Here is a 21,620-nt window from a genome sequence, read left to right as displayed (position 1 = left end):
TTTTAATACTGACGATTTTGAAAACAATATTATTCATCATACAAAAAGAATTCAGACAGATTTTCAGGAACAAAACCATGTTGCCTATCCTTTTTGTTATGCCTTTTTTACAGCTGCTTATTTTATCTAATGCAGCGAGTTTTGAGGTCAAAAACATTCGGTTTTCATACATTGACAACGATCGTTCTACGGCTTCCAGAGAATTAATTTCTAAATTTCAGGCATCGGATTATTTCATTGGCTTTGAAAATTTCTCTTCGAAAAAAGAAGCGAATCTGCAAATGCAAAAAGGGAAAACCGATGTGATTCTGGAAATTCCGAATCATTTTGAGCGTAATCTTTTAAAAGATAAAAAAACAAATTTATCCATCAGCATCAACGCGATTGACGGAGCCGCCGCCGGTGTTGAAAATGTATATATTTTGCAAATTATCAATAGCTTTAATCAAAAAATACGAAGTGAGCTTTTTCAATATCAGGATGCAGACTTTGTTCCTTCGGAAAATATTATCAGCATTCCTTCCTTTTGGTACAACAATACGCTGAACTATAAAACCCTGATGGTTCCGGGAATTTTGGTTTTACTGGTAACAATGATTACTTTATTTCTTTCTTCGATGAATATTGTTCGGGAAAAAGAAATCGGCACTTTGGAACAAATTAATGTTACACCAATTCAAAAATACCAATTCATCATCGGAAAATTATTTCCGTTTTGGGTTCTGGGTTTACTGATTTTAACTATTGGCTTAACCATTGCTAAAATTGTTTTCGATATTCCTGTTTTGGGCAATGTAGGACTAATTTATTTCTTTACTTCTGTTTATTTGTTGGTGGTACTCGGCATTGGCTTATTTATTTCTAATTACACCGAAACCCAACAACAGGCCATGTTTATTGCCTGGTTTTTCATGGTTATTTTCATCCTGATGAGTGGTTTATTTACCCCTATCGAAAGTATGCCGGACTGGGCTCAAAAAATTACTTTATTTAATCCAATACGTTATTTTGTTGAAATCATCCGAATGGTAATGCTTAAAGGAGCCCGGATTTCGGATATTGCCGAGCCCTTTTGTATCATTACATTTTATGCGGTTATCATTAATTTTTTAGCGATATGGAGTTACAAAAAAACCAATTAATCGGTAAGCCATTTTACCATAATCGACTCTAAATCAACAACACTAATCGGCTTAGTGATATAATCATTCATCCCGGATTTTAAGCATTCTTCTTTTTCTTCGACAAAAATTCCCGCGGTTAAAGCTATAATTGGAGTTAAACTTCCTTGTTCTATTTTTCGAATTTCATAAGTCGCTTCAAAACCATTTTTGTTCGGCATTTGAATGTCCATCAAAATAATATCCGGCTGTTCTTTTTTATACTGCGCAACGGCTTCATCTCCGTCGGTGGCTTCAACAATGAGACTATCCGGAATTATTTTTTCCACCAAAGTTTTAGCTAACAACATATTGATGGCATTATCTTCTACAATCAGTACTTTTTTAGCTCCTAAACTATTTTTCATCACTGCTTTTTCATTCATTTTTAATGGAGAAAGGTGTTGGTTTTGGGATTTTTTTAAATCAATTGCAAAATAAAATTTACTTCCCTGACCGTAAGTACTTTCTAATTCTAATTTGGAGTCCATCAAGGCCAAAAGCTTATTGGAAATGGCTAATCCGAGTCCGGTTCCTCCAAACTGACGACTCGTAGAGGTATCTTCCTGGACAAATGAATGAAATATTTTTGCCTGATTTTGTTCTTTAATTCCTATTCCGGTATCTTTTACTGAAAAAACAAGAGACACAAAATCTTCTTCTGACGAAGAAACCGCCTGAACATTTAACTCTACTTTCCCTCTTTGAGTAAACTTAATCGCGTTTCCTACCAAATTGATAATAATTTGTTTCAGTCGCAACGGATCGGCAGAAAGGAACTGTGGCACATTAGTATCGATATGCAATTCTAAACCAATTTGCTTTTGACTCGCCTGGTATTTGAACAAAGAAATCACCTGATTGATTAAGGCAAAAATATCAATCTCCTCAATTTTCAAATCTAATTTTCCGGCTTCAATTTTGGAAAAATCCAAAATATCATTTACAATATCCATCAGTGTTGCCGCTGATTCATTAATAGTACGGGTATATTCCTGCTGTTTCCGGTCTAATTGCGACTCCATCAACAACGACGTAAAACCGATAATCCCATTTAAAGGTGTTCTGATTTCATGACTCATATTGGCCAGAAATTCGGTTTTAGATTTATTAGCAGTTTCCGCAATTTCCTTCGATTTTTGAATTTCAAGATTCATTTCTTTTTGCTCAGAAACATCAATAAAACTAATCACTACTTCCTGAATATTTCCCTGATTGTCCAGCATCGGAAATCCACTGACCAAAACCCAAACAACCGTTTCATCTGATTTTCTTTCAATACCTAAAGGAAAATTTTTAAGTGGTTTTTTGGTCTGAATAATTTGATTTACAGGATAATTCTCTTTTTTCATAGGAGTAAAATCCTCATTAACAAAATTCCATTTCAGGCTGTCTGATTTACTCGAAATCAATTTTTCCGCACTATAGCCTAACAATTTAGCCGATTGGCTATTGCACATCATAATAGTTCCTGCTGCATCATGAACCACAATTCCGGCTTCCAGATTATCGAGTAATCCGCGGTATCTTTCCTTATTTCTATGTAAATCTTCTTCGATTTTTTTTTGTTCGGTAATATCTCTGGAAATTACAATAAAATGACTTTCGAAGGTTTGTCCTTCTTTCATTGGGGCGATTGATAATTCAAACCAATGTTCTTCGTCATTGGGTAAAATCAAACTGTATTGCATTCCTCTTGAAATTCCTTTATTATTAGCTTCTTTCAATGCCAAAAGACAAACCGATGCGGCTTCAGGAGGTAAAACTTCTACCAAATTTTTCCCTATAAATACCGAAGGCGGCACTAATAACAAATCATTATCCGACGAATGATAATTAAAAATTTTGCCTGAGAAATCAATCTCAAACATCATATCCGGAATGGCTTCAATAATGGCCTCCATCTTTTTATTGGTTTGAACAAATTTATCTTCGGCCTGCTTTCTTTCGGTAATATCAGTAATGGTTCCCACAAACCCGACAATTTGATTCTCAGAATTGGTTTCAGGAGTTGCCTGACCAATTACCCAAACCACACTGCCATCCTCTTTAACAAAACGGTATTCCAAGATAGACCGAATTCTTTGACCGGTAACTTTTCCCCATTCTTCATAAAATTTCACCCGATCATCCGGATGAATTACAAAATACCAGCCATTCCCTACAGATTCATTAAAATCAAGCCCTACAATTTCAGTCCAACGCTGATTGACATAGGTTGTTGCTCCGGTTAAATCGGTTCTGAAAATCCCCACCGGAGAGACTTCCGTTAAGGTATGGAATCTTTTTTCACTATCGGCAACGGCTTCTTCTGCCTGTTTTCTTCGTGCTTCTTTTTCGAACAATTCCAAAGCAAAAGTCACATCGGCGGTTGCCTTTTTCAATAAACCAATTTCTTCTTCATCAAAATAGTTTGTCTCGGCGGCATAAATCACAAAAACACCTACTGTTATATCAAATTTCTTAATGGGAATAGCCATCAACGACTGAAAACCTCTTTTTAAAGCTTCCGCTCTCCATGGTTCCATAATCGGATCGTCGGCAATAGAATTACAAATATAATAACGCTCCTGCCGCAGTGCTGTACCTGCCGGTCCTGTTCCTCCTTTTTGATCCAGTTGTAAACTAACTGTCCTTAAAATATTCAAATAACCATTGTCTTCTCCCGCAAAACTTACCGGAATGACTGAATTAGCAGCAAAATCTATGACACCAATCCAGGCCATTTTAAATTTACCTTCTTCAACCGCAGCGGAACAAACTTCGTTAAAAAGCTGATTTTGATTTTGAGAACGAACAATTATCTGATTAATTCTGCTTATAAAAAGATACAAGCGTTTGGCACGTTTCATTTTTTGTTCGGCCTGTATTCGGGAAGTAATATCGGTAATCATACCATGAATACTGATACTTCCATCTTTATTTATAGCCGGAACAGCATTAATTTCATGCCAAACACAGCCTTTTTGGGGATGAAAATAGCGGTATTCTAATTGTACCGGTGTCAAACTATTTAGTGTATGACGAAGATTATTTACAAGAGTCAAACGATCATCTGAATGAATATGATCCAAAATCTCAGTAGTATCCTTCAATTCTTTTAAATTCAAACCAAAAATTGCATCATCCTGATTATTAATGTAAGGAAAATAAAAATCGCCTTTAGCATTAATAGTCAGGGAATAAATTAAAAAGGAAGAAGTTTGAGTAGTGTTTCTTATTTCATTTAAAAAATCATTTTTGGTATCTAAATCTTTTTGTAATACTTCTATTTGTTGCTCCTGTTCTTTTATCTTAGTGACTAAATCCCGATAATCGGGATTTGATTCATCCTTATACTCACTCATAAGCCCCAATTTTTATGATATTAAATATACCGAATTCCTTTCAAATATTTTATACTAATTTTAACAAAAATCAACCCTTAAGTCAGGATGCATTTTATGAATATTGTCGCTAATTTGTTCATACTCTAAATAATCTTCAAATTAGCCAAAATTAAAAAAACTCAATTTTACACTTCTTTAATCGACACAACAACACAAATTAACAACAACAGTGCTTATTTATTAAAACAAATGTAAAAAACACAACTTTAACTTTTCAACTATCGAGTATTCGTTCACAATTAGAATACACATAAAAAACAGCTTTCTTACCTTTGTGATTGAAGCAAAGATTTTTTGACTTTAATACCCAAAAAAGGAATTTATCATGCATGAAGTTTTAAAAAAACATATCCATAAATTCACTTTAATCAGCGATGAAAATTTCAATGCAATGAAGCATTATTTCAAAATAATTAAAGTGAATAAAAAAGAGAATCTGCTTTTGGAAGGCAACGTCTGTAAACAACATTTTTTTGTATCAAAAGGTTGCTTGAGAAAATTTTTTATCAATAACAAAGGAACCGAACAAACAACCGAATTTGCTATTGAAAATTGGTGGATTACAGATAATATAGCTTTCGAACACGGATTAACCACTTCGTTTTACATCCAAGCCGTAGAAAACTCGGAAATTTTGGTTTTAGACCGTAATGCTCAGGAAAAATTACTCGAACAATTCCCTAAAATGGAACGTTATTTCAGATTTATCTATCAACGCGCTTATGCTGCTTCGCAAATGAGGATAAAATATTTATATGACTTTACTAAAGAAGAATTTTACGAACATCTTTGTAAAAATCACCCCGAATTTGTCCAACGTATCCCGCAATATCTGATAGCTTCATTCCTCGGTTTTTCCCCGGAATATTTAAGCGAAATCAGAAAAAAGAACCGTTCTTAAACCAGTTTAAGTTTTTACTGTTTCTTAATACTGAACTTTGCTTTGTTCAAAATATAAAACAACAATTATGCGAGTAAACATTAACGAAACAGAACCACAAGCTTTTAAAGCAATGTATGCTTTAGAAGGTTATTTAGCAACAACACAATTGTCTAAAATCCAGAAAGAACTCATCAAAATTCGTGCTTCTCAAATCAATGGATGCGCTTTTTGTATAGACATGCATACTAAAGACGCGCTTAAATACGGAGAAACCACCCAACGCATTTTTCTTTTAAACGCCTGGCGTGAAACCCAGTTATTCACGGAAGAAGAAAAAGTAATTCTGGCTATTACAGAAGAAATCACCTTAATTACTAACAAAGGATTATCTGAAGAAACCTATGCAAAAGCTGAACAATTTTTCGATCAAAAGCAAATTGCACAAATTATCATGGCGGTAATTACCATCAATGCCTGGAACAGAATTGCCATCAGTACGCATTTAGAACCTGCTTCTTAAATTAGATTACAAATCCGAAAAACACCCTGCTTAGAATAATTTAGGCGGGGTGTCTGGGTTTATATCAGGATACTTTTGAAAAAATGCTTTTATATTTTTGTATTGCTTCACAAAAAATGGAGTTACAATTGAACAGCAATCATTTTATTTACAATATAATTAACCTAAAAACTCCCGGATGAAAAAAATTTTTATTTACAGTACTTTAATACTTTCCCTTTGTCTTTTTTCTTTTAAAACTGATTCTTCTAAAATAGCAATTAAGCGAATAAAAGTAAAAGCTCCCTTTGGCACCACTAAAATTAACATACCGGATTTTAGCAAATGCCCCAATTTTATCATCACCGATTTTGGAGCCCTAAAAGGCAACCAAGAAAAAACCAGTCAGGCGATTGCTAAAGCCATTGACGAGGCTAATAAACAAGGCGGAGGAAATGTAATTATCCCTGAAGGCGAATGGCTTTGCGGAAAAATTCATTTTAAAAGTAATGTCAATCTACATCTAAACAAAGGAGCATTGTTGCTTTTTTCTGAAGATCCAAATGATTATTTACCTGCCGTTCACACCACTTGGGAAGGAATGGAATGCTATAATTATTCCCCTTTGATTTATGCTTACCAATGTAAAAATGTTGCCATTACAGGTCAGGGAGAAATAAAAGCTAAAATGGATATTTGGAAAAAATGGTTTTCCAGACCTAAAGAACATATGGAAAATTTAAAAAATTTATACATGATGGCTTCTTATTACAAACCAGTAGAAGAACGCCAAATGGTAAACGGAAAGGCCAATTTTCGTCCGCAATTTGTTCAGTTTAACCGTTGCGAAAACATTTTGATGGAAAACATTACGATTACCAACAGTCCTTTTTGGACGGTTCATCCCTATCTTTCAAAAGATATTGTGATAAGAGGAATCAAAGTTTTTGCACATGGTCATAACAATGACGGAATTGACCCCGAAATGTCACAAAACGTTTTGATTGAAAATTGCATTCTGGATCAAGGCGATGACGCTATTTCGATTAAATCAGGTAGAAATCAAGATGCCTGGCGCTTAAAAACGCCCTCAAAAAATATCATTATCCGAAATCTAAATGTAAAAAACGGACATCAGTTGGTAGCACTTGGAAGTGAATTATCAGGTGGAATTGAAAATGTTTTTGTTGAAAAATGTAATGTTGTGGACGGAGCTAAATTGAACCACCTTTTATTCATAAAAACCAACGAACGCCGCGGCGGTTTTGTCAATAATATCTATATACAAAATGTTACTTCGGGGAAAATTGACTTAGGAATCCTAGGAATCGAAACCGATGTATTGTACCAATGGAGAGATTTAGTTCCAACTATTGAGCGCAAATTAACACCAATAGCTAATGTTTATCTGAAAAATGTAAAAGCCAAAGATGTACAATTTATTTCCAGAATCAAAGGAGAAAAAGAATTACCCGTTCGTAACATTTCGCTAAAAAATGTAACAGCCGAAAAAGTGGAGGGAAAAGAAAAATACATCAAAGAAAATGTTCAGAATTTTACCGTTAGCCCCAAAGAATAAAAAATACTAAACCTAAAAAATCCCGTTCTGAAAACTCTCAAAACGGGATTTTTGTTTATTTATAAATGAATAAAAATTACTCCTCCTCTTCTGCGTGATGCGACCTCGAATAATTACGCCATTTTTCAATACATTCCTTAAAATCATCCGGAAGCTCTGTATCAAAACGCATCATTTCTCCGGAATTTGGATGCACAAAGCCAAGTGTTTTGGCGTGTAAAGCCTGTCTTGGTAAGGCTTTAAAACAATTTTCAACAAACTGCTTGTATTTCGTAAATGTAGTTCCTTTTAAAATTAAATGACCACCGTAACGTTCATCATTAAACAACGGATGCCCAATATGCTTCATGTGGGCTCTAATTTGGTGTGTCCTTCCCGTTTCCAAAATACAGGAAACCAAAGTCACATAACCAAAACGTTCTAAAACCTTATAATGTGTAATGGCAGGTTTTCCAATTTCGGGATCATCAAAAACAGCCATTTGCATACGGTCTTTCAAATGACGGGCTAAATTCCCTTCAATCGTACCACTGTCTTCTTTGACATTTCCCCAAACTAAGGCAACATATTCTCTTTCGGTAGTTTTGGCTTCAAATTGTTTGGCCAAATGCGTCATAGCCGCCTCAGTTTTGGCAATAACCAACAAGCCCGAAGTATCTTTATCAATTCTATGTACCAATCCCGGACGCTCACTGCTGTTCATTGGTAAATTCTCAAAATGAAAAGCCAAAGCATTTACTAAAGTCCCAGTGTAATTTCCATGTCCCGGGTGCACCACCAATCCCGGTTCTTTATTAATCAAAAGCAAAGCTTCATCTTCATAAACTATATTTAACGGAATATTTTCAGGCAACACATGATTCTCAAAGGGCGGATGCGTCAACATGATGGTAATAATATCAAAAGGCTTCACCTTATAATTGGATTTTACCTGCACATTATTAACATAGATATTCCCTTCGGTAGCCGCATTTTGAATTTTATTTCGGGTAGCATTAGGAATCAATCCCATCAAATATTTGTCAATCCGCAAAAAGGCCTGCCCTTTAGGAACTTCAAATTTATAATGTTCAAATAATTCGTCTTCCTCTAAATCAATCGGCTCAATATTATTGTTCATTCGGCAATTCTTCTGTAGGGTTGGCAATCGTATCGGTTACAATATCTTCTTCATAACTCGCTTTTCCGTCTCCTAAAACCAAATCAATTTTAGAAGATTTCAAAACACGGTCACCCGGTTTTATATTTCTTCCTTTGTAACGCATTTCCAAAACCATATCTTTTCCAAGATTTGGAATATACGTAATTGTTCCTTCTTCCAGTCCTAAAGCTCTTAAAGTGGGTACTGCTTCACGATACGTTTTCTCAATCAAATCAGGTACTTTTACCGATGAAAAACCGGAACTGTTAATTTTAATATATACTTTACGCCCTTCTTTTACTTTTTCGCCCGGTAAAGGATCCTGCTGTACCACACTAAATTTTGGATAATCACTTCGGTAATCTACGCTGTCCAACAAAACATAGTCTAAGTCTAATTCGTCCAACTTCTCTTCCACTTGTTCTTCGGTTAATTTTCTTAAATCCGGAACCGTAATTTCATGTCCGTGATCGGTGGTAAAAGTCAGCCAATGCATAAAAAGATAACCTAAAACGGCAATAATTAAAGCGGCCAAAAAGACTTGTGTAAAAAAAACGCGACTTGTTAAGTATTTACGTAAACTCATAGAATAATTTTTATAGGTGTCAAAGATAAAGCTATTTCGTTTCAAAAAAAATGATAATTTTGTTTTATGCGCCTTAACCTGAGCCATAGCCAAGATTAGGAGCTTTCCCGATAGCTATCGGGGCTAAAAAATCGATATTTATCATACAAACGAAACTAAATGAAAAACATTGCCATCATCATGGGCGGCTATTCCAGTGAATACAAAATTTCATTGATTAGCGGTAACGTAGTTTACAAATTTTTAGACCAAACCCAATACAAAGGTTTTCGCATCCATATTTTCAAAGAAAAATGGGTTTATGTGGACGATGCCAACAATGAATTTCCAATTGACAAAAACGATTTTTCAGTAACGGTTGAAGGCAAAAAAATCAGTTTTGACTGTGTTTTCAACGCCATCCACGGAACTCCGGGCGAAGACGGATTGATGCAGGCTTATTTTGAATTATTAGGCATTCCGCAAACTTCATGCAATTATTATCAGGCAGCATTGACTTTCAACAAAAGAGATTTATTATCCGTTTTAAAACCATACGGAATTAAAACAGCGGTTTCTTATTACCTAAATCAAGGCGATGAAATCAACACTACCGAAATCATCAACAAAGTAGGTTTGCCTTGTTTTGTAAAACCAAACAAAGCCGGTTCGAGTTTTGGAATTTCAAAAGTAAGAACCGAAGCCGAATTGCCTGTAGCTATTGAAACTGCTTACAAAGAAGACAACGAAATCATCATTGAAAGCTTCTTGGACGGTACTGAAGTATCGGTAGGAGTTATCAATTACAAAGGCGAAATGATTGTTTTACCAATTACAGAAATCGTTTCGGAAAATGATTTCTTTGATTACGAAGCCAAATATCAGGGAAAATCTCAGGAAATCACTCCGGCAAGGCTTTCTGACGAAATGACTCAAAAAGTAGGTGCTATCGCAAAACGTGCTTATGAAGTATTGAAAATGAAAGGTTTCTCCCGTTCAGAATTCATCATTGTTGATGGCGAACCACACATGCTGGAAATGAACACCATTCCGGGATTAACCACCGAAAGTTTAATTCCGCAACAGGCAGCTGCAGCCGGCATTTCTCTTCAGGATTTATTTACCAATGCGATTGAATTGGCATTAGCTTAATATTTTTAACCACAGATTTGAAGGATTAACTTTTAAATCTGTGGTTGTTCTTCTACAATTAGCAAACTCCAACTGTGGTCAACTAACTAATTATTTCATTAACTTTGTAAAAAACAATGCAATATGATTGATTACAAACAATATATCACCATAAATTCTGAAACCCGATTTGGGAAACCCACAATCATCGGTACCAGAATTACCGTTTTTGATGTTTTAAATTGGTTAGCAAACGGAATGTCTTTTGAAGATATTATTGAAGATTTTCCGGAACTTAACGAAAACCAAATTAGAGCATGTCTTTCCTATGCCGCCGACAGAGAACACAAAATTCAAATTGCATCGTGAAATTATTATTCGATCAAAATATTTCTTTTAGAATTATTTCCAAAATTGAAACTAATTTTCCCGAAGCAAAACAAGTCAGACAACTTGGAATTGAAAATTACTCCGATATAGAAATTTGGGAATTTGCAAAAAAGAATCAATATACCATTATAACATTCGATGCTGATTTTTTTGATTTATCAAATTTCAAAGGACATCCTCCTAAAATAATTTAGTTTCGCTTTGGCAATACAAAAACAGACTTTCTGGCTGAAATTATTAATTCAAGAAAACAAATAATTGAGGATTTTATTTATGATGAAAACTTTAAAGAAATAGCCTGCTTGGAAATAAAATAAACACAAAATCTACGAAATTTCATAGCTTTTATTTATTAAGAAAATCATCTTCTCTTTACCATTCCTACTAATGAGTAATACACATCCAAAATAAAAAACTTTGTACCTTAGCAACTCAGAATCTTAGAAACTCAAAATAAATGCGAAAAGCCATATTCCCGGGATCTTTTGATCCTATTACCTTAGGTCATGAAGATATTATCAAAAGAGGGATTCCGTTATTTGATGAAATCGTGATTGCCATTGGGGTCAATGCCGAAAAAAAATACATGTTTCCTTTGGAAGAACGCAAACGCTTTATTGAAGAAACTTTCAAAAACGAACCTAAAGTTTCGGTGATTACTTATGAAGGGCTAACAATTGATTTATGCAAAAGAATTGGCGCTAATTTCATTCTGCGTGGTCTGCGTAACCCTGCCGATTTCGAATTTGAAAAAGCCATTGCTCACACCAACAGACATTTATCTAAAATAGAAACGGTGTTCTTATTAACAGCTGCCAGTACTTCTTATATCAGTTCCAGCATTGTACGCGATGTATTGCGTCATGGTGGGGAGTATGAATTATTAGTTCCTAAAGCGGTTAGAGTAAAATAGTTTCTGTTTGCAGTATTCAGTGTTCAGTAATCAGAAAGCAGAAGGTTAATTAAAATTTTAGAAAACGAAAAATAATTTGCGGTAAAACATTTAACGCAAAAAACAGAAGTTTATAAATTCTTTAAAACTTTGCGAAAACTCATTCCCTTTGCGGTTAATGACTTTCCTTTAAGACAAAATCACAAACCTTAAACCAAATTTGCAAAAAGTACTCAATAACTGTACATTCGCAAAAAATAATAAAAAATGAGCTTAGACAGAGAATTAAATAAACGCAGCGGAGGAAAATGTGAACTTTGTGGTGCAACAGAAAACTTAAAAGTATACGAGGTCCTTCCAACCAAAAAAGGCGGAATTGACGAAGCCATCTTTGTTTGTCCTACTTGCAAAGACCAAATCGAAAATCCGGGTAATGAAGATTTGAATCACTGGAGATGTTTGAATGACAGTATGTGGAGTGAGCACACTACGGTTCAGGTGGTAGCCTGGAGAATGTTAAGCCGCATGCGTGCTGCGGGTTGGCCTCAGGAATTACTGGACATGATGTATCTGGAAGACGATGTTCTGGAATGGGCAAAAGCAACCGGAGAAGGCGAAGACGATGAAAACAAAATCATTCACCGTGATAGCAACGGAGTAATTTTGGAACACGGTGACTCGGTAGTTTTAATCAAAGACTTAAAAGTAAAAGGCTCCAGCATGGTTGCCAAACAGGGAACAGCCGTGAGAAACATTCGCCTTGACCACGAAAATGCCGAATATATTGAAGGAAAAGTAGACGGACAACAAATTGTGATTATTACACAATACGTGAAGAAGATATAATTTTCAGTCTGCAGTCAGCAGATTTCAGAAGGCAGAAGGCAGAAGGCAAAACGCAGATTCTATTTCTTAAATTAGAAAGCAGATTTCAGATAAAAAATATTTAATCTGAAATCTGCTTTTTTTCTGCTGACTGCATTCTGCATTCTGCACACTGCCTTCTGCAAACTGAGTACTACTCTTCTACTTTCTTAATCACATTACGAGCTACCTGAATTTTAAATTTCTTACCTTTCATTTTTTCGTCTTTAAGACGATGTAATAAATCTTTGACTTTTGAATATTTCACAGCAGCAAAAGACACAAAATCTTTCACTTCAATTAATCCCAGATCAGATTTTTCCAATTTCCCTTTTTGAGAAAAGAAGCCTACAATATCCACCTTATTCAACTTATTCTTTTTTCCGCCACTAATATAAATCGTTTGAAATTGTGGTGGCTTCGGTAGGGATTTTGCATTTTCAACGGAAAAAACCTCCAGATTTTCATAATCCACATAATCCATTTTTTTCTCCGATTCGTGTGCAATAATATATGCCGTTCCGGTAGCCGTCATACGCGCCGTACGACCGTTTCTATGGGTAAATTCATCTTCTTTTAATGGCAAATGATAATGAATAACGTGATTCATTTCGGGGATATCAAGGCCGCGGGCAGCTAAATCAGTGGTTACCAAATAACTCATACTTCCGTTTCTAAACTGAATCAAAGCGCGTTCGCGTTCTTCCTGATCCATTCCGCCATGATAATAGGTCGAATAAATTCCTTTTTCGTTCAAAGAATCACTAATGCGTTCGGCTGCATCACGGTAGTTGCAAAAAACAATTGCCGATTCGGATTGCAACGAACAAAGTAACTGAAACAAGGTATTTAATTTATCTTTCTCTTTGGAAACAACCAGTTTCGTAGAAAGATTAGACGCTGCTTCGGTTTCCGGAATAAAATCCAAAACCGTAGGATTCACCACGCGGGTATATTTTGGAATCTCAATATCAGAAGTTGCTGAAACCAGAATCCGCTTATTTACCTTTGCTAATTTACCAATCACAAAAGACATTTGCTCATGAAAACCCAATTGGAGTGACTTGTCAAATTCGTCCAAAATTAAAGTCTGAATTTTATCCAAACGGAAAGTTCCTCTTTCAATATGATCGGCAATTCGTCCCGGAGTTCCAATTAAAACAGCCGGTGGATTACTTAAATTTTTAATTTCAGTTTCCATCGAATGCCCTCCGTAACATACGTTTACCTTGTAAGCCGTTCCCATTTTTTTCCAAACCTGTTCAATTTGTAAACCCAATTCTCGTGATGGAACGATAATTAAACATTGTAACGAAAGGATTTCAGGCTGAAGCATTTCCAATATTGGCAATAAAAATGCCAGTGTTTTTCCGGAACCTGTAGGCGATAATAACAACACATTCGCATCATTTAAGATTACATCATGAGCTGTTTGTTGCATTTCATTCAGGTTTTCGAAACCCAAATTAGAAAGTATATTTTTAGGATAATGATTTTTCATACGGCAAAGGTAGTGTTTTAGTCCGCAGTTTTCAGTCGTCAGAAAGCAGAATTTAGAATACAATCTACAGATGACAAAAAAGCAGATTTCAGATTAGAATTTTACATTCTTAATCTGAAATCTGCTTTCTAAATTCTGTGTTCAACTTGTACTTCTAACTTCCCGCTTCTGACTTCTAACTTTTTATAATATTCTCTTCTTCAAATAACAATTTGATGTTTTCGTAGGAATTTTTTAGAACTTCCGAAATTTTATTAGGAGGAATCCAGGCTACTTTTTCAATTCCTTCTTCTAATTGTCCCTGAGGCGTTCCCTCAAAATCGGTTTGCATTTCAAACCAATGCGTAATTTTCAGCTTATAAACCCCGTTTCGTTTAAAAATATGATACGTTTTTTGGAGTTTATTAGTAATTTTCAAATTCGTTACTCCGGTTTCTTCTTCTACTTCGCGAATAGCCGTTTGCTCAATTTCTTCCTTTTTTTCGACACCTCCTTTTGGCAAATCCCACTTCCCGTTTCTAAAAATAAACAGCACCTCTCCCTTTTTATTGTAAACCAATCCGCCGCCTGCTTTATTTACAGGAATTTTAGCTTTCAAAGTTTTCATAATCTCCTTTTCATCAGGATGATAGAGATAGGCCTTTTGAATTTTATTTTGAAAAATTTTAACTATAATTTGCTTTATATCAATACTTTCCAACAAAAACAATTGAAAATCGGTCTCTTTAGAGATTTTATTTGTCAAAAAAAGTGGTTTGTCGTTTACAAAAACTTTATACATTTGTACTATGATTTTTAATAAAGATACAGCCGAAAAAACAGCCGAATTGCTTTTACAAATAAATGCAATTAAATTGAATCCTGAAAATTCTTTTACATGGGCTTCCGGATGGAAATCACCTATATATTGTGATAACCGTCTAATACTTTCATTTCCTGCCATAAGAAATTATGTGAGAGATGAATTTGCAAAAAATATTGAGAAACAATTCGGGAAACCAGATGTTATTGCCGGAGTAGCAACCGGAGCTATCGGAATAGGAATGCTTGTTGCCGAAAGCATGGGATTGCCATTTGTTTATGTGCGTCCGGAAGCAAAAAAACACGGTCGCCAAAATCAGGTGGAAGGTTTTCTTCAAAAAGGACAAAATGTAGTTGTTGTTGAAGATTTAATCAGTACCGGAAACAGTAGTTTGTTAGCTGTAGAAGCTTTGCGTGCTGCCGGCGCTAATATTAAAGGTATGGCCGCTATTTTTACTTATGGATTTGATGTAGCCGAAGAAAACTTTAAAAAAGCCAAACTGGATTTATACACTTTGAGCAACTACCAAAATCTTCTAAATCTTGCCGTAGCTAAAAAATACATTACAGAAAAAGAAGAAAGTACTTTAAGAGAATGGAGCGTAACTCCTTCTACTTGGGGTCAAGCAGTATAAAAATTAATCAAAAAAAGATAACATGAACTTAGAAAGTCCAAAGGTAAGTGTTGAAAAATCGGCGCAGGAATTGTTTGATTTATTGACCGACATGAAAAATTTCGAAAAATTAATGCCTGAAAACATTGCTAAGTTTGAAGTTATCGGAGAAGATTCTTTTCTTTTTGGTTTAAAAGGAATGCCTGAAATTCAATTAAAACTCAAAGAAAAAACAGCTCCTAACAAAATTGTATTTGGCGCAGCAAGTGATAAAGTTCCATTTACACTTATCACAAATATTGAAAGTGTTGCTACAAATTCCTGCAGTGTAAAACTGGATTTTGAAGGTAGCTTCAATCCCATGATGGCGATGATGGTAAAAGGTCCTATTGGAAAGTTTATTGAAACTCTTGCGACCAATATGCCAAAACTGTAGTTTTTACTTTTCTAAACAATACTTAACAACCCCTTTTAGGTTCTCCTAAAAGGGGTTTTCTTTTATACTCCATTCCCTTTTCTTTTCTAAAATTAGCTAATCCTAAAAGCGGTATTTAGAAATTTCCTTTTATTCAAAATTATCTGCTAAACGATTTTTTAAGCATTTCAATCCCTCTAAAAAAGAACTAACAAACCCCAAACTTTAGCTATTTCAAATCAAAATCTACATTTTCCAAATAAAGGTTCAATCTTCAAGCACTTCACCACAAACAAAAACACAAACAAAAACCAAACACCCCTATTTTTTTGATGCAAAAACCAAACAAAACAAATGAAAATCAAATAAAAATCAAAAATAAAACTTAAAAAACACACAATACCCCTATTTTTTCATAGGTATATCAAAAATTAAATTATGAATTAATCAAAATTAAAGAGCTCAAATTAAAAATAATCCATATAATTCTATTCGATTTTCGGTAATTGACAATTATTCACGTTTTTTATCAAATAATGCAAATTCTTTATCTTTTTTAAACTAAAAGTTAATAAATTCGCCATTATCAACAACAAAACAAGAAATTATTAAGAATCTTTAATTTTCAAAATAAAATTAACGACTTAAAGAAGCTAACTTTTAATAACAATAATAATCTTGGAAATGAAAAAACAAAAAAACTTTAAGAATCATAACCAAACGATTCCGTAATCCAATTAGAAATCTTTAAAAACCGAATAACATACAAAACTTTTACTATAAATCAATTTAAAACCCATTTATTATGAAAAAAATCGAAGCAGTGATACGCAAATCAAGATTTGAAGAAGTAAAAAAAGCTTTGCACCAAATTGAGGTTAACTTTTTTACCTATTGGGATGTTACTGGAGTTGGTAACGAAAAAGAAGGACACGTATACAGAGGAATCACTTATAGCACTACAGACATTCAAAGAAGATATATTTCAATAGTAGTTTCTGATCCTTTTTTAGAAAGAACTGTTGACGCAATTTTAAATGCAGCCGGAACAGGAATGGTAGGAGATGGAAAAATCTTCGTTTCTGACATCATTGAAACTTACCGTATCAGAACTAAAGAAAAAGGAACAGACGCTGTAAACTAAAAAACACTCAAAAGCAATAATTAACTTATAAAATATATATTATGGATACGAATGCTGTATTAGACTTAATGTGGGTATTGATCTGCGGAATTTTAGTATTTTTCATGCAAGCTGGTTTTACTTTAGTAGAAGCAGGTTTCACCAGATCAAAAAACACTGGAAATATTATCATGAAAAACTTAATGGATTTCTGTATTGGTAGTATCGCTTTCTGGGTGATAGGATACTCTTTAATGTACGGAGATTCAATTGGAGGTTTGATTGGAACACCAAGTTTATTATTTGACTCAGCTGCTGACATGCACAGTTTATTTTTCCAAACGGTATTTGCTGCAACTGCTGCAACAATCGTTTCAGGAGCTATCGCTGAAAGAACAAAATTTACTACCTATTTGATATTTTCATTATTAATGACATTAGTAATTTACCCTATCTCAGGAAGCTGGGTATGGAATGGCGGTGGATGGTTAGCCGGAATGGGCTTTACTGATTTTGCCGGTTCAACTGTAGTGCACTCTGTGGGAGGATGGGCTTCTTTAGTTGCTGCTGCAATGGTAGGACCTAGAATTGGAAAATATAACGCTGACGGAACCTCAAATGCAATTCCCGGACACAACATTATGTTAGGAGCTTTAGGGGTATTCGTTTTATGGATGGGTTGGTTCGGATTTAATCCTGGATCTCAATTAGCTATTTCTGGAGACAATGCAATTGCAGTAGCCGGAATCTTTATCACAACTAACTTAGCAGGAGCGATTGGTGCATTAGCTGCAATGTTTGTGACTTGGATTATCTACAAAAAACCAGATATCTCTATGACATTAAACGGTGTGTTAGCTGGTTTAGTAGGTGTTACCGCTGGTTGTGCTGCTGTAAGTCCAATGGGAGCTTTCTGGATTGGATTAATCTGCGGTATTGCTGTGGTATTCTCAATCGAATTCATCGACAAAAAACTTAAAATTGATGATCCAGTTGGAGCTGTTTCTGTACACGGGGTATGTGGAGCTTTAGGAACAATCTTAGTTGGAGTTTTCGCTACTGATGGTGGATTACTTTACGGAGGTGGGTTTGACAAATTAATTGTTCAAATCACTGGAGTAGTTGCTATTGGAGCTTGGGCTATGACTGCTTCTTTCGTAGTGCTTTTCATCCTTAAGAAAGTTATGGGAATCAGAGTTACTAAAGAAGAAGAAATCGACGGACTAGACATCCACGAACACGGTTCTAACGTTTACAATGACTAAATAAATACAAAACTTATTCATTACTTGAAAGCCACAACTTCACCGTTGTGGCTTTTTATATTTTCTATTTTTTTTTTTCATAACCAATAGACCAAACCAACAACATTAGTTCAAAATTCACAAAAAATTGAGACTTCATTTACGACAAAATACAAGATAAATGCTTAAATTTAACGTAGAAAAGCTATTGCTATCACAATTAATATCAATTTAAAATATATACATTATGAGCTTATTGAACGAAAACATCATACCTGGTGAACATGGAAAAACTTTTGGCACCAATGCTATTGAAGAAACTGAATTAATTGAAATCAAAAGCAAACTCTTAAAAATAGACGGTATAAACGATGTCCAAATTAACAATTCCATTTTTCCGAAAGAATTTACTGTTTTCACCAACAAAGTCATCAGTATTGAAGATATAGAAAAAGCAGTAAAATCTATTGGTTACCACGCTATCCCTAAAGCAATGATATAAAAATCAAACGATTAAACAACAAGTCTCTCAGAAAATTTTCCTAAGAGGCTTATTTTTTTATATAAAATAAACACTTACTTTCAATTTATTATCGTAATATTGCAATATAAATATATAACAATGGGGACAACTAAAACAATCCATTTTACAGACGAGCAAAATGAACTGGCAATACTGGCTAAAGCAATTGGTCATCCGGCGCGAATAGCCATTATCCAACATCTTATCAAAGTCAACAGTTGTATTTGCGGAGACATTGTAAACGAACTACCTCTGGCGCAACCAACGGTTTCTCAACACCTTAAAGAACTAAAAAATGCCGGTTTAATCAAAGGTAGTTTTGAAGGAAACGCTATTTGTTATTGTCTGGATGAAAATGGTTTTAACAAAATAAAAAACTTTTTCCAGTACGTCGATAAACATTTGGAAAATCAAAAAAATCAATGTTGCTAATTTAAAAACACAAAATCATGAAACTCTCAGAAATCAAAACCGTTTTAAACAACATCGAAAATGTTGCTTTTGTATTAGAAAACGGAACTCCGGTTCCGGAACACTTCCACGTAACCGAAATTGGACTCATCATCAAAAACTTTATTGATTGCGGCGGTACTGTTCGTAACGAAAAAGTTGTCAATTTTCAATTGTGGAATGCTAACGACTTTGATCATCGTTTAAAACCAAAAAAACTTTTAGACATTATCGCATTATCCGAAAAGACACTGGGAATTGGCGATTTCGAAATTGAAGTAGAATACCAATCAGAAACCATTGGAAAATATAACTTAGGATTTAACGGAAAAGATTTTCTTTTGTTAAACAAAAAAACAGCCTGCTTAGCCGAAGACCAATGCGGAATCCCGGCTACTAAACCAAGAATCAAACTTTCTGAAATCCAGTCACAAAACAGCTGCTGTACTCCGGGTGGAGGTTGTTGCTAAATTACAAAACACTAAATCACATTAAAATGAACCTGACACAAGCAAGATTATTTCCCGAAATCGAAAAAACAATACAACAGCTAAATTTCGAAAGCATAACAGCCGAACGCAAAATTATTTTACAACCATTAATTGACTATATCCAGTTAAAAGTCACAACCCAACAGGAAATAAGACTTAATTTTATCTGCACACACAATTCCAGAAGAAGTCATTTATCTCAGGTTTGGGCGCAGACTGCGGCTGCTTTTTATGACATTAAAAATACTTTTTGCTATTCCGGAGGAACAGAAGCTACAGCTCTTTTTCCAATGGCCGCACAAACTTTAAGCAAACAAGGATTCCAAATTGAAACCATCTCACAGGGAAACAATCCTGTTTACAGTATAAAACCCAACGAAAATACACATCCAATTATAGGCTTTTCCAAAACTTTTGATGACGATTTCAATCCAAAATCTGAGTTTGCAGCCATAATGACTTGTTCTCAAGCCGATGGAGGCTGTCCTTTTATTGCCGGTGCTGAAAAACGCATCCCTATTACATTTGAAGACCCAAAAGCATTTGACAATACACCTCAACAAGCAGAAAAATATGAGGAAAGAAGTACTCAAATTGCCAATGAATTATTTTATGTTTTTTCAAAAATTCAAAAATAGATATGTCAGCCAATAATTGCACACCCACAGCTCACCGAAAACAGCTCAGTTTTCTGGATCGCTATTTAACACTTTGGATATTCACTGCTATGGCTTTAGGAGTCACCATCGGGAATTTTATTCCATCAAGTAGTGGTTTCATCAATTCCTTTTCAAGCGGAACAACCAATATTCCCTTAGCCATAGGACTTATATTAATGATGTATCCGCCTTTAGCCAAAGTAAAATACGAACAAATGAGCTCCGTATTTAAAAATACCAAAGTTTTAAGCGCTTCTTTATTATTAAATTGGATTATCGGACCTGTCCTGATGTTCTTTTTAGCGCTAACTTTTCTAAATAACTATCCCGAATACATGATTGGCGTAATTTTAATTGGATTAGCCCGATGTATTGCTATGGTAGTAGTCTGGAACGATCTTGCCGATGGAAACCGCGAATATGCCGCCGGACTCATTGCCTTAAACAGTATTTTTCAGGTACTTTTATATAGTGTATATGCTTATATTTTCATCACCATACTTCCTCCTTATTTTGGATACAAAGGTTTTGAAGTCCACATTAGTATTGCTCAAATAGCCGAAAGCGTGGGCATCTATTTAGGAATTCCTTTTGCTTTAGGCATTATCAGCAGATACCTTTTGATTTACATCAAAGGAGAAGAATGGTTTCAAAAGAAATACGTACCTATTATTTCTCCTATCACTCTAATTGCATTATTATTCACTATTATTATAATGTTCAGTCTGAAAGGCGCCTTGATTGTTCAAATTCCAATGGATGTTGTTCGAATAGCCATTCCTCTTGTTATTTACTTTACCATCATGTTTGTTGTTAGTTTTTTTATTGGTAAATATTTTGGCACTGATTATTCTAAAAGTACCGCCATTGCTTTTACTGCCACCGGAAATAATTTTGAATTAGCTATTGCGGTAGCCATCGGTGTTTTTGGCATCAATAGCGGACAGGCATTTGCAGGCGTAATTGGTCCTTTAGTCGAAGTTCCTGCTTTGATAGCTCTGGTGAATTTGGCTTTTTGGTTTCAAAAAAAATATTTTATAAAAAATTAAGTAATACTACTTAACCCAATCAAACTATTTCTTAAAACAAAAGCATCAAAACCATTTTAAAGTTTTGATGCTTTTTTATTATTACCCCCCTAAAAAAATCGGCCAAACATTGATTACTTATCTAAAATCAAAAAACACAAGCTTAAAAAAACACCCCAAACTTATCTTTTGATTAAAAATAAAAAAATCAGATGCCGTTTTTTTACATAATCTATATTTTATCTTCTTCCTTTTCATAATTTCTCAAATCCTCTCAA

23 protein-coding genes are annotated in these 21,620 nt (G+C 34.6%); 18 read left to right on the top strand and 5 right to left on the bottom strand.

Annotated elements, in window-relative coordinates; genetic code table 11:
* Positions 1–17 precede the first annotated feature (17 nt).
* Complete coding sequence (locus H599_RS0112825) at positions 18–1,142, top strand: ABC transporter permease (RefSeq protein WP_026714500.1); 1,125 nt, start codon at positions 18–20, stop codon at positions 1,140–1,142.
* Here the strand turns inward: H599_RS0112825 and H599_RS20375 are convergent.
* A complete protein-coding gene (locus H599_RS20375) occupies positions 1,139–4,507 on the bottom strand; it encodes a PAS domain S-box protein (protein ID WP_051590742.1) in 3,369 nt (1,122 codons plus the stop codon). The two genes, H599_RS0112825 and H599_RS20375, sit on opposite strands and share 4 nt — an antisense overlap.
* A 367-nt stretch (positions 4,508–4,874) precedes the next feature.
* On the opposite strand from H599_RS20375, the gene H599_RS0112815 reads away from it, so the two are divergent.
* From H599_RS0112815 to H599_RS0112805, 3 genes are all read left to right on the top strand, one after another.
* Positions 4,875–5,450, top strand: a complete 576-nt coding sequence (locus tag H599_RS0112815; RefSeq protein WP_026714499.1) for a Crp/Fnr family transcriptional regulator — start codon at positions 4,875–4,877, stop codon at positions 5,448–5,450.
* 67 nt (positions 5,451–5,517) lie between these two features.
* A complete protein-coding gene (locus tag H599_RS0112810) occupies positions 5,518–5,952 on the top strand; it encodes a carboxymuconolactone decarboxylase family protein (RefSeq protein ID WP_035141605.1) in 435 nt (144 codons plus the stop codon).
* Between the two features lie 178 nt (positions 5,953–6,130).
* A complete protein-coding gene (locus H599_RS0112805; RefSeq protein WP_026714497.1) occupies positions 6,131–7,510 on the top strand; it encodes a glycoside hydrolase family 28 protein in 1,380 nt (459 codons plus the stop codon).
* Positions 7,511–7,586: 76 nt separating this feature from the next.
* On the opposite strand, the gene H599_RS0112800 is transcribed toward H599_RS0112805, so the two are convergent.
* Positions 7,587–8,630 (bottom strand): RluA family pseudouridine synthase, encoded by a 1,044-nt coding sequence (locus tag H599_RS0112800; RefSeq protein WP_026714496.1) that lies wholly within the window; start codon positions 8,628–8,630, stop codon positions 7,587–7,589.
* Entirely contained in the window at positions 8,620–9,237 is a 618-nt protein-coding gene (locus tag H599_RS0112795; RefSeq protein ID WP_026714495.1) for a PASTA domain-containing protein, read from the bottom strand. The genes H599_RS0112800 and H599_RS0112795 overlap by 11 nt, the downstream gene beginning before the upstream one ends.
* A gap of 159 nt (positions 9,238–9,396) precedes the next feature.
* Here H599_RS0112795 and H599_RS0112790 point away from each other — a divergent pair, with 159 nt between their 5' ends.
* The 5 genes from H599_RS0112790 to H599_RS0112770 all read left to right on the top strand — a co-directional run bounded on the left by H599_RS0112790 (position 9,397) and on the right by H599_RS0112770 (position 12,475).
* On the top strand, positions 9,397–10,368 hold the full coding sequence (locus tag H599_RS0112790; RefSeq protein ID WP_026714494.1) for a D-alanine--D-alanine ligase: 972 nt from the start codon (positions 9,397–9,399) through the stop codon (positions 10,366–10,368).
* Positions 10,369–10,491: 123 nt separating this feature from the next.
* Positions 10,492–10,716, top strand: a complete 225-nt coding sequence (locus tag H599_RS0112785) for a DUF433 domain-containing protein (RefSeq protein WP_026714493.1) — start codon at positions 10,492–10,494, stop codon at positions 10,714–10,716.
* Positions 10,713–10,931: a DUF5615 family PIN-like protein gene (locus H599_RS21230; protein ID WP_035141603.1), complete on the top strand. Its 219-nt coding sequence runs from the start codon at positions 10,713–10,715 to the stop codon at positions 10,929–10,931. The genes H599_RS0112785 and H599_RS21230 overlap by 4 nt, the downstream gene beginning before the upstream one ends.
* Positions 10,932–11,194: 263 nt before the next feature.
* Positions 11,195–11,650 (top strand): pantetheine-phosphate adenylyltransferase, encoded by a 456-nt coding sequence (coaD, locus tag H599_RS0112775; RefSeq protein ID WP_026714492.1) that lies wholly within the window; start codon positions 11,195–11,197, stop codon positions 11,648–11,650.
* A gap of 246 nt (positions 11,651–11,896) precedes the next feature.
* On the top strand, positions 11,897–12,475 hold the full coding sequence (locus H599_RS0112770) for a PhnA domain-containing protein (protein ID WP_026714491.1): 579 nt from the start codon (positions 11,897–11,899) through the stop codon (positions 12,473–12,475).
* 172 nt (positions 12,476–12,647) lie between these two features.
* Here the strand turns inward: H599_RS0112770 and H599_RS0112765 are convergent, their stop codons facing one another.
* Positions 12,648–13,994: a DEAD/DEAH box helicase gene (locus tag H599_RS0112765; RefSeq protein ID WP_026714490.1), complete on the bottom strand. Its 1,347-nt coding sequence runs from the start codon at positions 13,992–13,994 to the stop codon at positions 12,648–12,650.
* A 175-nt stretch (positions 13,995–14,169) separates the two neighbouring features.
* Positions 14,170–14,775 carry an NUDIX hydrolase gene (locus H599_RS0112760; protein ID WP_026714489.1) on the bottom strand — a complete coding sequence of 202 codons (606 nt, stop codon included), beginning with the start codon at positions 14,773–14,775 and terminating at the stop codon, positions 14,170–14,172.
* Positions 14,776–14,782: 7 nt separating this feature from the next.
* Between H599_RS0112760 and pyrE the strand changes: the two genes are divergently transcribed.
* The 9 genes from pyrE (at position 14,783) to arsB (ending at position 21,363) form a co-directional block, all read left to right on the top strand.
* The gene (gene pyrE, locus H599_RS0112755; RefSeq protein WP_026714488.1) at positions 14,783–15,430 is read left to right on the top strand and encodes an orotate phosphoribosyltransferase; all 648 of its coding nucleotides are present in this window, start codon (positions 14,783–14,785) and stop codon (positions 15,428–15,430) included.
* Between the two features lie 22 nt (positions 15,431–15,452).
* Complete coding sequence (locus H599_RS0112750; protein ID WP_026714487.1) at positions 15,453–15,845, top strand: SRPBCC family protein; 393 nt, start codon at positions 15,453–15,455, stop codon at positions 15,843–15,845.
* A gap of 784 nt (positions 15,846–16,629) precedes the next feature.
* Positions 16,630–16,968, top strand: coding sequence for a P-II family nitrogen regulator (locus H599_RS0112745; protein ID WP_026714486.1), 339 nt, complete (start codon positions 16,630–16,632; stop codon positions 16,966–16,968).
* A gap of 41 nt (positions 16,969–17,009) precedes the next feature.
* Positions 17,010–18,212: an ammonium transporter gene (locus H599_RS0112740; RefSeq protein WP_026714485.1), complete on the top strand. Its 1,203-nt coding sequence runs from the start codon at positions 17,010–17,012 to the stop codon at positions 18,210–18,212.
* A 226-nt stretch (positions 18,213–18,438) separates the two neighbouring features.
* Positions 18,439–18,693 (top strand): heavy-metal-associated domain-containing protein, encoded by a 255-nt coding sequence (locus H599_RS0112735; protein ID WP_026714484.1) that lies wholly within the window; start codon positions 18,439–18,441, stop codon positions 18,691–18,693.
* Positions 18,694–18,813: 120 nt separating this feature from the next.
* Complete coding sequence (locus H599_RS0112730) at positions 18,814–19,146, top strand: ArsR/SmtB family transcription factor (protein ID WP_026714483.1); 333 nt, start codon at positions 18,814–18,816, stop codon at positions 19,144–19,146.
* A 17-nt stretch (positions 19,147–19,163) separates the two neighbouring features.
* Positions 19,164–19,634 carry a DUF6428 family protein gene (locus H599_RS0112725; RefSeq protein ID WP_026714482.1) on the top strand — a complete coding sequence of 157 codons (471 nt, stop codon included), beginning with the start codon at positions 19,164–19,166 and terminating at the stop codon, positions 19,632–19,634.
* A 26-nt stretch (positions 19,635–19,660) separates the two neighbouring features.
* The gene (locus H599_RS0112720) at positions 19,661–20,293 is read left to right on the top strand and encodes an arsenate-mycothiol transferase ArsC (protein ID WP_026714481.1); all 633 of its coding nucleotides are present in this window, start codon (positions 19,661–19,663) and stop codon (positions 20,291–20,293) included.
* Between the two features lie 2 nt (positions 20,294–20,295).
* Complete coding sequence (arsB, locus tag H599_RS0112715) at positions 20,296–21,363, top strand: ACR3 family arsenite efflux transporter (protein WP_026714480.1); 1,068 nt, start codon at positions 20,296–20,298, stop codon at positions 21,361–21,363.
* The last annotated feature ends 257 nt before the right edge of the window (positions 21,364–21,620 follow it).

The sequence above is a fragment of the Flavobacterium daejeonense DSM 17708 genome, from assembly GCF_000425425.1.
In the GTDB taxonomy this organism is placed as follows: Bacteria; Bacteroidota; Bacteroidia; order Flavobacteriales; family Flavobacteriaceae; genus Flavobacterium; species Flavobacterium daejeonense.
The sequence above is the reverse complement of the archived record's forward strand: the minus strand, read 5'-3'. Positions and strand labels throughout refer to the sequence as shown.